Below are 13,560 nucleotides of genomic sequence, written 5' to 3' on the forward strand. Positions count from 1 at the left end.
TGGGACGAGGGGAACGGGGTGCGCCGCCACATCGTGCTGGGGGCCCTCATCCCGGGCCATGGTTCCGGCCCACACCTCGGATCGCGGAACCATGTGGGCTCCCGCGCGGACCGGCCGTGCTGCGGGCCGGGCTGGAGTCACCGCCGGAGAGCGTCCGTGCCGGGAGATCGCCTGGGGGCGGCTCCGCGCGGTCAGGGCGATCGCGTGCCGGCCGTTCCCGGACGACCGCCGGGGGCGGTCTCCGGGGGATCGGCCCACGGGCCCTCGGGTTGCGGGGAAGGCCCGACGGGGGGCCTCTCGACGTCAGGGGATCGCCTGGGCGCGGGGGCTCCGCGTCAGGAGGGGCGTACCGCCATCGCGTCCAGTGCTTCCAGGAGTGCCGGAAGCTCGGGGCCGCGGGTGACCGGGAGCACCTCGCGCGGTTCGTCGTCCAGGAGGACGAAGGCCATGTCGTCGGTGCGGGCGACGAGCGACCAGCCGGGCCCGTCGGCGCGCAGCATCCGCGCCCCGCCGGTCGCGAAGCTCGACCGCACCCGGCCCACCGGCGGCGGGGCCTCCAGATAGCCGCGCAGCTCGGCGAGGGCGCGTCGCACGCCGCCGTAGGGGCCGGGCGGAGCGTCGGCGCTCCCGCCGGCGCCGTCCCCGGGCGGCTCCTCGGTGCCCGTGCCTGCCTCGTCCGTGCCTGCCTCGTCGTCCATCCGGGCCCGCCAGGCGGCCCACTGCAGGGCCACCTCGTCCGCGCCGAGGCGGCGCTGGGCCGGTCCCCAGACGTCCGCGGAGGGCGGGGTCAGCGGCGTGGGGTCACCCTCCTCCGGCTCCGGGTCGTGCGGTTCCGGCAGGTCGGAGGCGGCGGTGGCGACGGCGAGCGGCCAGCCGGGGAGCGCGGCCACGACGGAGCGTTCGTCGGGGGAGAGGTCATAGGCCATCCCGCAGTCCCAGGAGGCGATCGCGACGGCGACCAGCGACACGTCGTCGACCACCACGGTCCACCGGGCGCCCTCGCCGTCCTGGCCGAGCACGAGCCCGTACCCCTCGGCGTACGGTTCGAGGCCCAGCGCGGCGCACGCCGCCGGGTAGTCGTCGCCGAGCACGCTGGGGAACTGCGCGGGCGTGAGCAGCACAGCCGTCAGTACGTACAGCGCGTCGTCGTCGGTGCCGTCGACGGTGTTGTCGGCGGCAGGGTCCGTTCCGCCCACGGCAGCCTCCCCATCTGGTCGTCGGCGCACCTTAACCAGTGGGTAACCCGCACGTCGAGGGTCTCCGGGAGGGAAGCACCGGAAAGGGGCGCCGCTCGTTCCGGCCCTTTGCACGGTCAGGCGGCCCGTTCGGCCGGCGGTCCGGCGCGAAGGGCCGGCCGTCGGGGCGTGGTTTCCTCCGGTTCGCCGTGGCTTCGGCGGCGCCCGGTCAGTGGTCCGGCAGGCCGAGGAGCGTCCGGGCCACGGTCTGCGGGGACTCATTCCGTTCCCGGGCGAGCGCGATCACCGCTCGGCAGGCCAGCTCGTTGACGCCGAAGGAGAGCGCTTCGGGGGAGACCCAGCCCGACGCCTCCTCCGCCCGCGGCTGATCGTCCTCGACGCAGCCGACGACGTACTCGGACGCGGCCTCGAAGACGTTGTGCCGCCGCTGGTGCCCCGGCGGTCGCTCGGACGTCGGCGGGTGCGGGGGGCCCGCCGCCCGACGGGCGGAGGGCAGGATGCTGCGCAGAATCGCGGGTATGCGGGCCACGGCCTGCCGCCTTCCCCGGGCACGGCTGCCCGGAGCTTCCACCGTAGTCACCGGACCGCCCTGACAGAAGGGCGCCGGTCGACGCCCGCCCGGTGCCGGTCGCCAGGGGAACACGCGCCGCTGGTTCGCGCGCCGGACCGGTCGCCGGGCGCCGGGCGGTCACCAAGGAAGTCCGCCGCCCGCCCGCGCCGGCCCGGTGGCCAGGGGGCGGTCGCCGGTCGCCAAGGGAATTCCGCCGCCCGCCCGCGCACGGCCGGCTGGGGCGCCCCGGCTCACCCCTGCCGGTCATCCTCGCGTACGGCGAGCGCCAGGAAGCGGTCGTCCCGGTCCACGTACGTGGTCATCCGCCAGCCGGAACCGGCGAGGAGGGGGCGGAGGTTCGGCTCCGCGCGCAGGTCGTCCTCGGTGATCCGTCGTCCGTGGCGGGCCGCGAGGGCGGCCCGGCCGATCGGGTGGAAGAGGGCGAGCCGGCCGCCGGGGCGTACGACACGGGCGAGCTCGCGCAGGCCGTCGGCCGGTCGCGCCAGATGGGAGATCAGCCCCGCCCCGAACACCGCGTCGAGGCCGCCGTCGCGCAAGGGCAGCCGGGCCACGTCCGCGAGCAGCAGCGCGGCCGCGTCGTCGCGCCCCGCGCGTACCGCCTCGGCGATCATCTCGGGGGTCAGATCCGCGCCCAGGACCGTCCCTCCGGCGCCTACGGCCGCGCGCAGCGCGGGCAGCGCCCGCCCGGTGCCGCATCCCGCGTCGAGCACGGCGTCGCCGGGCCGCAGACCGAGATCGGCGACGGCGGCGGCGTAGGCGGGCCCGTCGTCGGGGAAACGGGCGTCCCAGTCGGCGGTGCGGGCGCCGAAGAACTCCTGGACACGAGTGGGGTCGTCGCTCATGCGTCCATGATCCCCCACCCGGGCGTTCCGCACCGGGGCCCGCACCTTCAGTCCCAGGGGTGAACGTCCTGCGCGCACGTTCGAGCGCGGCACGATCGTTCTGGAACATCTCTACGTCATATTCCATCAGGTTTCGAAATGCGCCCCCGATGCGCCCCGTTGTGCGGTCTAGCGTCCCTGGGTCATGGGACACCTGGACCACGCCACCTTCGGCTGGCTGACACCCGTGCTGTCGTACGCGATGGCCTGCACCGGCGCCGCCCTCGGGCTGCGCTGCACGGTCCGCGCGCTCGACGCCACCGGCCGGTCGCGCCGCAACTGGCTGCTCACCGCCGCGTCCGCGATCGGCACCGGGATCTGGACGATGCACTTCGTCGCGATGCTCGGCTTCGGCGCGACCGGGACGGACATCCGTTACGACGTACCGCTGACCATCCTCAGCCTGCTGATCGCCATGGCCGTCGTCGGGGTCGGCGTCTTCGCCGTCGGCTACGGACGCGACCGGATCCGCTCCCTGCTCGTCGGCGGGCTCACCACCGGCGTCGGCGTCGCGAGCATGCACTACATGGGCATGGCCGCGCTGCGCCTGCACGGACAGGTGCGGTACGACCCGCTGCTCGTCGCGCTCTCCGTCGGCATCGCCGTCGTCGCGGCGACGGCGGCGCTGTGGGCGGCCCTCAACATCCACGCGCCCGCCGCCGTCGCGGTCGCCTCCCTGGTCATGGGGGCAGCGGTCAGCAGCATGCACTACACCGGCATGTTCGCCGTCTCCGTCGAGGTCACCCCCTCCGCGGCCGCCCTCCCCGGGGCGTCGGCGATGCAGTTCATCTTCCCCCTCGCGGTCGGCCTCGGCTCCTACCTCTTCATCACCGCGGCCTTCGTCGCCCTCTCCCCGACCGCCAGGGAACGCGCCGCGTACGCCTCGGCCGGACGCCTCACCGAACCGGACGAGAACGCCGTCGACGTGGCGCCCCCCGGCTTCCACCACGATCCCCCGGCCGCCGCGGGTGCACGGGCCTGAGCACACCGCCCGCCGGCCCGCACGTCGCACCGCGCACACCGCACAGCAGCGCCCACCGCACCAGGAAGACGCAGCCGGAACGAGGAGGCCATGCGAACTCCCCGCAGGACCCAGGACACCGACGCGACGGCGAAGCCGCGCCCGGCGGCGCGTGGGCGCCGCGCGCACGCCGGGCCGCCCGCCCCGGAGCCACCGGGGCGCGCCCCGCACGCCGCACCGCGCGCCCCCCGGCACCCGGCCAGGCCGCCCGCCTCACCCGGGTCCTCCGCCCCACCCCGGTCCTCCGCGCCGCCGGAGCCCTCCCGGTCGCCGGGCGCGGCAGGATCGCGCCGCCGGCTCGGCCTCCGTCCCCGTACCGTCCGCGCGAAGATCGTCTCGCTCCTGATGGTCCCGGTCGTGTCGCTGCTCGCCCTCTGGGGATTCGCCACCGTCACCACCGCCCAGGACATCGCCCGGCTGCGCCAGCTCCAGCGGGTCGACGCCGAGATCCGCGCCCCCGTCGCCGCCGCCGTCACCGCCCTCCAGGCCGAGCGCCGCGCCGCCGTCCGGCAGATCGCCGCGCCGGGGACCGGGCGCGCCACCGAGCTCGAGGAGAGCGCGGGGCGCACCGCCGCCGCCGTGGCCCGGCTCCGCCTGGGCGACGGCCACACCGTCGGCCACACCGGTGACCTCCCGCGCGAGGTCGCCGACCGCGTCGGACGGTTCGTCACCAAGGTCGAGGGCCTCGGGCCGATCCGTGCCGCCGCGACCGCGGGCCGCGCCGACTGGGACCGGACGTACGAGGAGTACACGGCGGCGATCTCGGCCGCCTTCGCCGTGGGCGGGGCCCTGAGCGGCATCCAGGACGCCCAGGTCGGATCCGACGCCCGCGTGCTCCTCGAATTCGGCCGCGCGGGCGAGATGCTGGCCCGCGAGGACGCGCTGCTCGGCTCCGCGCACCTCACCGGGGAGTTCACCGCCGCGAGGCTCCGGCAGTTCGCCGGCGCGGTCGACACCCGCCGCACCCTCGTCGAAGCGGCCACCGCCGACCTGCGCGGGCCCGAGCGCGCGGCCTGGCAGCGACTCGCCGCCCAGCGGGGCCACCGGCAGCTCGTGGCCGCCGAGGACCGGGTCCGCGCGGCCGCCCCGGGACGCAAGGCCGCACAGGCCGTACCCGCCGCCGGCTGGGACGACGCGGTCGCCGTCGTACGCACCGGGCTCGCCGGGATCGAGACCGACGCCCGGCGCGATGCCGCCGACCGTGCCGACCCGTTCACGGGCGGCGCGCTCTCGGCCGGCGGCGCCGCGGTCCTGCTCGGCCTCGGCGCCGTCGCCGCCTCCCTCGTCATCTCCGTACGCATCGGACGCGCCCTGGTCATCGAACTCATCACCTTGCGCAACACGGCTCTCGAGATCGCCCGGCGCGAACTCCCCGCCGCCATGCGCCGGCTGCGCGCCGGCGAGGACATCGACGTCCAGGCCGAGGCCGGGCCCGGGCCCGCTCCGCAGGACGAGATCGGCCAGGTCGGCGAGGCCCTCACCACCGTCCACCGCGCCGCGCTCTCCGCCGCCGTCGAACGCGCCGAACTCGCCAGCGGGATCTCCGGTGTCTTCGTCAACCTCGCCCGCCGCAGCCAGGTCCTGGTGCACCGTCAGCTCAACCTCCTGGACAGCATGGAGCGCCGGGCCGACGACCCGAACGAACTGGGCGACCTCTTCCGCCTCGACCACCTCACCACCCGGATGCGACGCCATGCCGAAAGCCTGATCATCCTGTCCGGCGCCGCTCCCGGCCGCGCCTGGCGGATGCCGGTCCCGCTCACCAACGTCGTCCGCGCCGCCGTCTCCGAGATCGAGGACTACGCGCGCGTGGAGATGCGCCGCCTCCCCGAGACGGCCGTCGTCGGCGGCGCCGTCGCCGACCTCACCCACCTGCTGGCCGAACTCATCGAGAACGCGGCCCAGTTCTCCCCGCCCCACACCAAGGTGCGGATCAGCGGCGAACCCGTCGGCAACGGCTACGCCCTGGAGATCGAGGACCGGGGCCTGGGCATGGGCAAGGAGACCCTCGCCGAGGCCAACACCAGGATCGAGCAGTCCGAGGCCCTCGACCTGTTCGACAGCGACCGGCTCGGCCTGTTCGTCGTCAGCCGCCTCTCCTCCCGTCACGGCATCAAGGTCCATCTGCGGACCTCGCCGTACGGGGGCACGACCGCGGTCGTCCTGCTGCCGACCGATCTCCTCCAGGGCGCGCTCCCACCGGGCGCGGGGACCCGGACGACCGGAGCGGAACCGGGCGCCGAGGACCCGGCACCGGTCCCGGCGCCGGGACCGGCTCCGCGGCCCGCCGCCGTCGCCTCCGTACCGTCCCCTCCCGCACACCGTCCGCCGCGCGTCCCCGCTCTCTCGGCGCGGCAGGAGGCCACCGGCGACGACTCCGCGGGGAAGCTCGGCGTCGACGCCGAGCGGGCTCCCGGCGCCGGCCCGTCGCCCACTCCGACGGCGGGTGTCACCACCCTGCGCCTGCGCGGCCGTTCGGCGGCCGCCCGGCAGGCGTCCGTGCCGGCCTCGCCGCCGTCCCCGCCGCCCCCGCGCGCGGCCTCCCCGGTCCCGCCGTCTCCGCCGGAGGCGGGCGCAGGGGACGACTCGGGCGACCTGCCGCGCCGGGTCCGTCAGGCGAGTCTCGCTCCGCAGCTGCGCGAGGCGCCCGCACCGGACCCGCTGCCCGCCCCGGCCGTCCGCGGCGAGCGGGAACGCACCCCCGAACAGGTCAGGGACCGTATGTCCGCCTACCGCGACGGCTGGACGCGCGGCGGCGGCGAGGCCCCCGGCACCAGACGCCCCCTCGGAACCGGCTTCGGCAGAGAAGGAGACCAGGAATGATCGACCACGAGAGGCCGTCCCACCATCGGTCCGGTGAGCTCGACTGGCTCCTCGACGACCTGGTCTTCCGGGTCCGCGAGGTCCGCCACACCGTCGTCCTGTCCGACGACGGCCTGGCAGTCGGCGCCTCCAGCGGTCTCAGCCGGGAGGACGCGGAGCACCTCGCCGCCATCGCCTCCGGGTTCAACAGCCTCGCCAAGGGAGCGGGCCGGCACTTCCGTACCGGCGGCGTGCGCCAGACGATGGTCGAGATGGACGACGGCTTCCTCTTCGTCGCGGCGGCGGGCGACGGTTCGTGCCTGGCCGTCCTCAGCTCGGCGGCCGCCGACATCGGCCTCATCGCGTACGAGATGGCGCGCCTGGTGAAGCGGGTCGGTGAGCACCTGCACACCCCGCCGAGACTCACCGTGACCCCACCGGCCGCCGGCTGACCCGGAGGCACCCATGAACGACGACAGCACCGGCCCGGCCCCCGGGTACGGACCCGGGCTCGGGTACGCCGGCCACGGCTCGGCTCCGGGGCCCGGGAACGTCTCCGGGGACGGATCCGGGCCCGGCCACGGCCCCGGGCCGGAGTACGGCTCCGGGTACGGCCTTGCGCCGGGTTCCGGGCCTCGTGGCGGGTACGGCCTTGCGCCGGGTTCCGGGCCTCGTGGCGGAGGGGCGGTGGCGCCGGGCAGTCAGTGGTACGACGCCGACGCCGGGCCGCTCGTACGGCCCTACGCCATGACCGGTGGTCGCACCAAGCCGGGCCCCAGCAACGTCCGGTTCGACCTCATCGCGCTGGTCGTCGTCGACGACGATCCGCCCGGCGGGACCGAGGAATCGCTCCTCGGCCCCGAGCACCGGGCCCTGCTCTCCCTGTGCCGGGCCGAGACCCAGTCCGTGGCGGAACTCGCCGCCGACGCCGACCTGCCCGTCGGCGTGGTCCGGGTCCTCCTCGGCGACCTGCTCGAAGCGGGCTTCGTCAAGGTCAGCAGGCCCGTACCGCCCGCACAGCTGCCCGACGAACGGATCCTGAGGGAAGTCATCGATGGCCTACGAGCGCTCTGACAGCACCGGCGAGGACGGCGACGTGGACAGCACGTCCCTCGCGTTGAAGATCCTGGTCGCCGGCGGATTCGGCGTCGGCAAGACGACCCTGGTGGGCGCGGTCAGCGAGATCCGCCCCCTGCGTACGGAGGAACGGCTGAGCCGGGCGGGGGAGTCTGTGGACGACACGGGAGGCGTCCGCCAGAAGACCACCACGACCGTGGCCATGGACTTCGGCCGGATCACGATCCGCTCCGGCCTGTCCCTGTACCTCTTCGGCACGCCGGGGCAGGACCGGTTCTGGTTCCTCTGGGACGAGCTGTCCCAGGGCGCGCTCGGCGCGGTCGTGCTGGCCGACACGCGGCGCCTGGAGGACTGCTTCCCGGCGGTGGACTACTTCGAGCACCGGAAGATCCCGTTCGTCGTCGCCGTGAACTGCTTCGTCGGAGCCCGCAACTACGGTGCCCACGAGGTCTCGCGAGCACTGGACCTCGACCGGGGCACGCCGGTGGTGCTGTGCGACGCGAGGGACCGCGATTCGGGGAAGGAGGTGCTGATCAGGCTGGTCGAGTACGCGGGCAGGATGCACACCGCCCGCCTCCTGGACTCGGTCGGCTGAGCGGCCACCGCGGCACGCAGCGCCCGAGGGGTCCTTGCCCTGTCCACGACAGTGCGTAAGGCTTGCTCACGACACGCGGACCACGGGGACTACGGGTCGACGGGGACGCGCACACAGGGGGAGGACCGCATGGCGCTGGACAAGGGACTGGACTGGCTCCTGGACGACCTGACCCAGCGGGTCGGGTACATACGTCACGCGCTGGTCCTGTCGAACGACGGGCTGGTGACCGGGGCGAGCAGCGAACTCGAGCGGGAGGACGCCGAGCATCTGGCCGCCGTCTCGTCGGGTCTGCACAGCCTGGCCAGGGGTTCGGGCCGCCACTTCAAGGCAGGCCGCGCCCGGCAGACGATGGTGGAGTTCGACGACGCGCTGCTCTTCGTGACCGCGGCGGGCGAGGGCAGCTGCCTGTGCGTGCTGAGCGCCGCCGAGGCCGATGTCGGGCAGGTGGCGTACGAGATGACGTTGCTGGTCAACCGGGTCGGTGAGCACCTCGCCGTCGCCGCACGGCAACCGGGCCGGGCGGGCTTCGCCGAACTCTGACCGGCGCCGCCCTCCGTGCTCCACCGGAGCGCTGGGGTGGGTCCGGGCCGAGTTGTCCACAGGCCCGGGCGGAGCCGATCACCGCGAGCTACGGTCGTCACCGAGAGTATTCGTCACTCACGGGGGAGATCGTCATGACGGTGGACGACGGCGCGCGCACGCTGGCACTGGGGCGGGCCGCGCAGGAGCTGGAGCTGCGGCGCGAGGAGTTCCGGCTCGCCCTGCAGCTGGGCCTGGTCCGCACGGTTCCGGCCGCCGGGCCCGGCGGCCCGGCCGGGGACGGCACGGCCGGCCCACCCGGCTCCCTCGGCACGGGGAGCACGCGTGGCTCCTTCGGTACGGGTGGGACGCGCGGCCCGTTCGGCGCGCGGGGTGCGCGGCGACGGGTGGACCGGCGGGAGATCGACCGGCTCCGTGCCGCACCGGACTTCCCACACGGTCTGCGTGAGCGGGTGCGGGCGGTCGGGACGGCGGAGGCGGCCGCCCTCCTCTCCGTGACACCGGACCGCTTCACCAAGCTCGCCAGGACGGGGCACTTCAGTCCGGTGCGGTTCTATCTGAACCGCTATCGGACCGTGGTGTGGCTGTACCTCGCCGGTGAGCTGGGCGAGTTCGCCCTGGCCCACCGGGAACTGCTCACGGGCAGGCTTCCGCGGCCCGTCCGCGAGAGGTTCGAGGCGGGGGAGGACCACCGCCCGCGCAACTGGCGGGCGAGAAGGCTGGGTCTGCTGCTGAGGTCGACCGAGGACCCCTGGGAGCGGGCGGCGGCGATCGCCTCGCTCCTCGACCCCGTCCAGCTCGCCGAGGTCGCCGACGACCCGTACGAACGCGCGTATCTGGACAGGCTGCGTCCCGAGCCGCCGTCCGGCCGCACCGAATCCGCCGCCGCCCTCGAGATCACGGACCGGCTGCTCCTCGCGGACGACCCCGACGAGATCCTCTGGCACCGGCTGAGTCTGGTCCTCGCTCTCGACGAGGCCCGAGAGCAGCGCCAGGCCCCCCGCCCCGACCGTGGAGCCGACCGTGGAGCGCGGCCCCTCCCGGCGCTCGCGCCGCCCGGCGGCCCCCCCGCGAGCGCCGGCGTCCTCGCGCCCTGCCTCGCCTTCGCGTCCGGCGGCGCTCCCGCGTCCGGCCGTCCGCCGGACGGCGCGCGGGCTCCTCGACCGCTGGTGGCGCCGGAAGGAGAGGAGGGCGAGCGGCCCCGGCGCCGCGGCGCCCCCGGACCGGCCCGGCACCGCGGCCATGAACCGGCCCGGCACCTCCCTCGAAACCGGCCCGGCGGGCGGGCCCGCCGCCCGGGGGCGGAGGACCCGTGGGTGGCGAGAAGCGGTGGCTGAGCGGAGATCCGAGGTGCGGAGGCGGTGTCGCGCGGGCACGATGACCGCATGCTGCTGGCCCGACTCGCCGACGCGTCCCACCAGGTGGCCGCCACCTCCGCCCGCTCGCGGAAGATCGCGGTCCTGGCCGAGCTGTTCTCCGAGGCCCTGCCCGAGGAAAGCCCGCTGGTGATCGCCTACCTCTCCGGCAGGCTCCCGCAGGGCCGCATCGGAGTCGGCTGGAGCGTGCTGAAGAACGCGATTCCGCCCTCCGTGCCGCCCGCTCCGGAGCCCACCCTCACCCTCGCCGGCACCGATGCCGTCATGGCCGAGCTCGCCGCCGTCTCCGGCGCCGGATCGCAGGCGCGGCGGGCCGCCCTCCTCAACGAGCTGATGGCCGGTGCCACCCTGCCCGAGCAGGAGTTCCTGATCCGGCTGCTCTCCGGGGAGGTGCGCCAAGGGGCGCTCGACGCCATCGCGCTCGAAGGCGTGGCCCGGGCCGCGACCGTGCCCTCCGCCGACCTCCGGCGCGCGGTGATGCTCGAAGGGTCCCTTCCCCGCGTGGCCAAGGCCGTCCTCGCGGAGGGTCCGGCGGCCCTGGACGCCTTCGCGCTGCGGGTCGGTGTCCCCATCCAGCCGATGCTCGCGCACACCGCCGCGTCCGTCACCGAGGCCGTCGCCGCTCTCGGCGCCTGTGTGGTCGAGGAGAAGCTCGACGGCATCCGCGTCCAGGTGCACCGTCAGGGTGACGCCGTGCGCGTGTTCACCCGCTCCCTGGACGACATCACCGACCGGTTGCCCGAGGTCGTCGCCCTGGCCCGCGAGACGTCCGCCGACCCCTTCATCCTGGACGGCGAGGTCATCGCCCTCGACCCCGCCACCGGCCGCCCCCTGGCCTTCCAGGACATCGCCTCCCGCGTCGGCTCCCGCGTCGACGTCGCCACCGCCCACGCGACCCTGCCCCTCTCGCCGGTCTTCTTCGACGTCCTCGCCGCCGACGGCGAGGTCCTCATCGACCACCCCGGTCACGAACGCCACGAGGTCCTCGCGCGGATCCTCCCCGAGCCCCTGCGGGTGCGCCGTACCGTCGTGGCCGACCCTGCCGAGGCCGATCTGGTGGAGGCGGCCGAGCGGTTCTTCGCCGACACCCTGGGCCGCGGACATGAGGGAGTCCTCGTCAAGGCGCTGGACGCCCCCTATGTGGCAGGGCGCCGCGGCCGTACGTGGCTGAAGGTCAAGCCCGTCCACACGCTCGACCTGGTCGTCCTCGCGGCGGAATGGGGCCATGGGCGTCGCACCGGGCTGCTCTCCAACCTCCACCTCGGGGCCCGGGCCGCCGACGGCACCTTCGTGATGCTCGGCAAGACCTTCAAGGGCCTCACCGATGAGATGCTCCGTCGGCAGACCGAGATCCTGCGTGAACTGGCGGTCGAGGACGACGGGTTCACCGTGCGGGTCCGGCCGGAACTGGTCGTCGAGATCGCCTACGACGGCCTGCAGCGCTCCACCCGCTACCCCGCCGGGGTCACCCTGCGCTTCGCCCGGGTCCTGCGCCACCGTCCCGACAAGCCGGCCTCCCAGGCCGACACGATCGAGCAGGTCACCGGCGCCGCCTGATCAGGGACACCCCGGCCGCCCTCACGGCCCCGACCTCTCTCTCACGGCCCCGACCGCCCCCACCGCGCCGGATGGCCTCCTTCTCCGCCCGTCACTCGCCCTCACCGTCACCGTCGTCGTTGCGGTTCGTGTACCGATGGCGCACCCAGAGCGGAAGCACGTACCAGGTGAGCAGATACCAGGCGACCAGGCCGCCGACCAGCCAGGGGACGTAAGCGGCTCCCGTCGCCACCCGCAGGATCAGGGTCAGCGCCGAGGTCAGGGTGGCGAGCAGCAGGAGCAGCCCCAGGGCCGTCAGGCGCGAGGCCCACACCACCGCCTGCGGCTTGATCCGGCGTCCCGCCACCAGACGGTGGAACGACACCGGCCCGATGAGCGCGCCGGTCGCCGCCGCGCCCAGGGAGACGGTGATGATGTAGATCGTCCGGTCGGTCGCCGGAAGCTCCGGGAATCGGGCGGTGAAGACCACGGTGAGAAGAAACCCGAAGAGGATCTGGACGCCCGTCTGGGCCACCCGGATCTCCTGCATCAACTCGCCCCATCGCCGGTCGGCGCTTTCCTCCGGGGTCTCGTGGCGCCCCCGCACGAGACCGTCCCCTCCGCCCCTTTGTCCTGGGTCCGCATGGCTGGACACGGAACCTCCCGTTTTCGTTCCCCTGTCGCGGGTAACCGGCCGTGGCGACCTTCAATCCCGGGAGGGCGGGCGAATGAGGCGGGGGAGCGCCGCGTCGCTTCTGCTGGCCGTGGTGGTGGGGGGCGTGCTCCTTGGCGGCTGCTCGGTTCCGGAGGAGCGCACCGACGCGGTCACCGCGACGGCGGAGCGGTTCGCACGCCGCGCCGCCGCGCACGACATGGCCGCCGCCTGCGCCCTGCTCGCGCCGACCGTACGCGAGGAACTGGCCGACGATCCCGGCCCGACCTGCGCCGACGGGCTCACCGACGCGGACCTGCCATTCGCCGGGGCCGTCCGCTCCACCGCCGTCTACGGCCGCCACGCACAGGTGGTCCTCGACGGGGACACGTACTTCCTCGCCTCCTCCGGCGAGGGCTGGCGGATCACCGGGGCCGGCTGCACGCCGCGGACCGACCGCCCCTACGCCTGCGACGTGAAGGGGGACTGAACCGTCATGCGTGTGATGTTCGTGCTGTACCTGCTGGCCCTGGCCGGCGGTCTGGTCTACTTCACCGCGGTGGGGGCGATGCACGGATGAACCGGGCGGCCCGTTTTCTGCGCGACAACGGCATCTCCGTCGTCTTCGGCGCCGGTTTCCTGATCGCGCTGCTCGGGCAGGCGCTGGCCGGCCTCGCGGAGTACAACGAGGAGCTGCGTGCGGAGGGGCTGTCGGAGGTCGGCTTCGGCACCTACCTCGCCACCTCGCACTTCGCCGTGAACGTCACCGAGAACTGGCAGTCGGAGTACCTGCAGTTCTTCCTCTTCATCGTCCTGACGGTCTGGCTGCTGCAGCGGGGTTCCCCCGAGTCCAAGGAGCTGCACAAGGCGGGGACGGAATCCGACCGGCAGCAGCACGCGGGCGCGCACGCCCGGGAGGACTCGCCCCGATGGGCAGCGGGCGGCGGGCCGCGCCAGGCGCTCTACTCCCGGTCCCTCGGCGCGCTGATGCTCCTGATCTTCCTCGGCTCCTGGTTCGCCCAGTCGGTGGCCGGCGCCGCCGCCGAGAGCGAGGAGCGGCTCGGTTCCCTCCAGGACCCGCTGCCCTGGACGGAGTACCTCGGCTCGCCCGACTTCTGGAGCCGTACGCTGCAGAACTGGCAGTCCGAGCTGCTCGCGGTCGGATCGATGGCGATCTTCGCCGTCTTCCTGCGCCAGCGGGGCTCTCCCGAGTCCAAGCCGGTCGGCGCGTCGCACGGGGCGACGGGGGTCGAGGGCTAGGGCGTGTTTCGAAAGTCCCGCCTGCCCCGCGACGCCTGGCACGCACGCTC

At 74.6% G+C, this 13,560-nt stretch carries 14 protein-coding genes; 10 read left to right on the forward strand and 4 right to left on the reverse strand.

The window, feature by feature from the left end; translation table 11 throughout:
- Positions 1-335: 335 nt before the first annotated feature.
- The 3 genes from AB0K65_RS12500 to AB0K65_RS12510 all read right to left on the reverse strand — a co-directional run bounded on the left by AB0K65_RS12500 (position 336) and on the right by AB0K65_RS12510 (position 2,609).
- Positions 336-1,196 (reverse strand): hypothetical protein, encoded by an 861-nt coding sequence (locus AB0K65_RS12500; RefSeq protein WP_365715773.1) that lies wholly within the window; start codon positions 1,194-1,196, stop codon positions 336-338.
- A 208-nt stretch (positions 1,197-1,404) separates the two neighbouring features.
- Positions 1,405-1,692, reverse strand: coding sequence for a hypothetical protein (locus AB0K65_RS12505; protein ID WP_365715795.1), 288 nt, complete (start codon positions 1,690-1,692; stop codon positions 1,405-1,407).
- A 305-nt stretch (positions 1,693-1,997) separates the two neighbouring features.
- Positions 1,998-2,609, reverse strand: a complete 612-nt coding sequence (locus AB0K65_RS12510; protein ID WP_365715774.1) for a class I SAM-dependent methyltransferase — start codon at positions 2,607-2,609, stop codon at positions 1,998-2,000.
- A gap of 184 nt (positions 2,610-2,793) precedes the next feature.
- Here AB0K65_RS12510 and AB0K65_RS12515 point away from each other — a divergent pair, with 184 nt between their 5' ends.
- The 8 genes from AB0K65_RS12515 to AB0K65_RS12550 all read left to right on the forward strand — a co-directional run bounded on the left by AB0K65_RS12515 (position 2,794) and on the right by AB0K65_RS12550 (position 11,619).
- Positions 2,794-3,630 carry an MHYT domain-containing protein gene (locus tag AB0K65_RS12515; protein ID WP_365715775.1) on the forward strand — a complete coding sequence of 279 codons (837 nt, stop codon included), beginning with the start codon at positions 2,794-2,796 and terminating at the stop codon, positions 3,628-3,630.
- A gap of 90 nt (positions 3,631-3,720) precedes the next feature.
- On the forward strand, positions 3,721-6,492 hold the full coding sequence (locus tag AB0K65_RS12520) for a nitrate- and nitrite sensing domain-containing protein (protein WP_365715776.1): 2,772 nt from the start codon (positions 3,721-3,723) through the stop codon (positions 6,490-6,492).
- Positions 6,489-6,923, forward strand: coding sequence for a roadblock/LC7 domain-containing protein (locus AB0K65_RS12525; RefSeq protein ID WP_365715777.1), 435 nt, complete (start codon positions 6,489-6,491; stop codon positions 6,921-6,923). The genes AB0K65_RS12520 and AB0K65_RS12525 overlap by 4 nt, the downstream gene beginning before the upstream one ends.
- A 235-nt stretch (positions 6,924-7,158) precedes the next feature.
- The gene (locus AB0K65_RS12530) at positions 7,159-7,545 is read left to right on the forward strand and encodes a DUF742 domain-containing protein (RefSeq protein ID WP_365715778.1); all 387 of its coding nucleotides are present in this window, start codon (positions 7,159-7,161) and stop codon (positions 7,543-7,545) included.
- Positions 7,526-8,143 carry an ATP/GTP-binding protein gene (locus tag AB0K65_RS12535; protein WP_365715779.1) on the forward strand — a complete coding sequence of 206 codons (618 nt, stop codon included), beginning with the start codon at positions 7,526-7,528 and terminating at the stop codon, positions 8,141-8,143. The genes AB0K65_RS12530 and AB0K65_RS12535 overlap by 20 nt, the downstream gene beginning before the upstream one ends.
- Before the next feature lie 129 nt (positions 8,144-8,272).
- Complete coding sequence (locus AB0K65_RS12540) at positions 8,273-8,686, forward strand: roadblock/LC7 domain-containing protein (protein ID WP_365715780.1); 414 nt, start codon at positions 8,273-8,275, stop codon at positions 8,684-8,686.
- Between the two features lie 134 nt (positions 8,687-8,820).
- On the forward strand, positions 8,821-10,023 hold the full coding sequence (locus AB0K65_RS12545) for a DUF6397 family protein (RefSeq protein WP_365715781.1): 1,203 nt from the start codon (positions 8,821-8,823) through the stop codon (positions 10,021-10,023).
- A 48-nt stretch (positions 10,024-10,071) separates the two neighbouring features.
- Complete coding sequence (locus tag AB0K65_RS12550; RefSeq protein WP_365715782.1) at positions 10,072-11,619, forward strand: ATP-dependent DNA ligase; 1,548 nt, start codon at positions 10,072-10,074, stop codon at positions 11,617-11,619.
- 91 nt (positions 11,620-11,710) lie between these two features.
- On the opposite strand, the gene AB0K65_RS12555 is transcribed toward AB0K65_RS12550, so the two are convergent.
- Positions 11,711-12,205 (reverse strand): DUF6328 family protein, encoded by a 495-nt coding sequence (locus AB0K65_RS12555; RefSeq protein WP_365715783.1) that lies wholly within the window; start codon positions 12,203-12,205, stop codon positions 11,711-11,713.
- A 121-nt stretch (positions 12,206-12,326) separates the two neighbouring features.
- On the opposite strand from AB0K65_RS12555, the gene AB0K65_RS12560 reads away from it, so the two are divergent.
- Positions 12,327-12,740: a hypothetical protein gene (locus AB0K65_RS12560; RefSeq protein ID WP_365715784.1), complete on the forward strand. Its 414-nt coding sequence runs from the start codon at positions 12,327-12,329 to the stop codon at positions 12,738-12,740.
- 86 nt (positions 12,741-12,826) lie between these two features.
- Entirely contained in the window at positions 12,827-13,510 is a 684-nt protein-coding gene (locus AB0K65_RS12565; protein WP_365715785.1) for a DUF6766 family protein, read from the forward strand.
- The last annotated feature ends 50 nt before the right edge of the window (positions 13,511-13,560 follow it).

It is taken from the genome of Streptomyces sp. NPDC053755 (assembly GCF_040677675.1).
Taxonomy (GTDB): Bacteria; Actinomycetota; Actinomycetes; order Streptomycetales; family Streptomycetaceae; genus Streptomyces.

Excerpts from the sequence above, each read along its gene's own strand:
- AB0K65_RS12540 (WP_365715780.1), top strand. The coding sequence starts at position 8,273 with ATGGCGCTGGACAAGGGACTGGACTGGCTCCTGGACGACCTGACCCAG.
- AB0K65_RS12525 (WP_365715777.1), top strand. The coding sequence starts at position 6,489 with ATGATCGACCACGAGAGGCCGTCCCACCATCGGTCCGGTGAGCTCGAC.
- AB0K65_RS12550 (WP_365715782.1), top strand. The coding sequence starts at position 10,072 with ATGCTGCTGGCCCGACTCGCCGACGCGTCCCACCAGGTGGCCGCCACC.
- AB0K65_RS12520 (WP_365715776.1), top strand. The coding sequence starts at position 3,721 with ATGCGAACTCCCCGCAGGACCCAGGACACCGACGCGACGGCGAAGCCG.
- AB0K65_RS12535 (WP_365715779.1), top strand. The coding sequence starts at position 7,526 with ATGGCCTACGAGCGCTCTGACAGCACCGGCGAGGACGGCGACGTGGAC.
- AB0K65_RS12515 (WP_365715775.1), top strand. The coding sequence starts at position 2,794 with ATGGGACACCTGGACCACGCCACCTTCGGCTGGCTGACACCCGTGCTG.
- AB0K65_RS12560 (WP_365715784.1), top strand. The coding sequence starts at position 12,327 with ATGAGGCGGGGGAGCGCCGCGTCGCTTCTGCTGGCCGTGGTGGTGGGG.
- AB0K65_RS12565 (WP_365715785.1), top strand. The coding sequence starts at position 12,827 with ATGAACCGGGCGGCCCGTTTTCTGCGCGACAACGGCATCTCCGTCGTC.
- AB0K65_RS12510 (WP_365715774.1), bottom strand. The coding sequence starts at position 2,609 with ATGAGCGACGACCCCACTCGTGTCCAGGAGTTCTTCGGCGCCCGCACC.
- AB0K65_RS12545 (WP_365715781.1), top strand. The coding sequence starts at position 8,821 with ATGACGGTGGACGACGGCGCGCGCACGCTGGCACTGGGGCGGGCCGCG.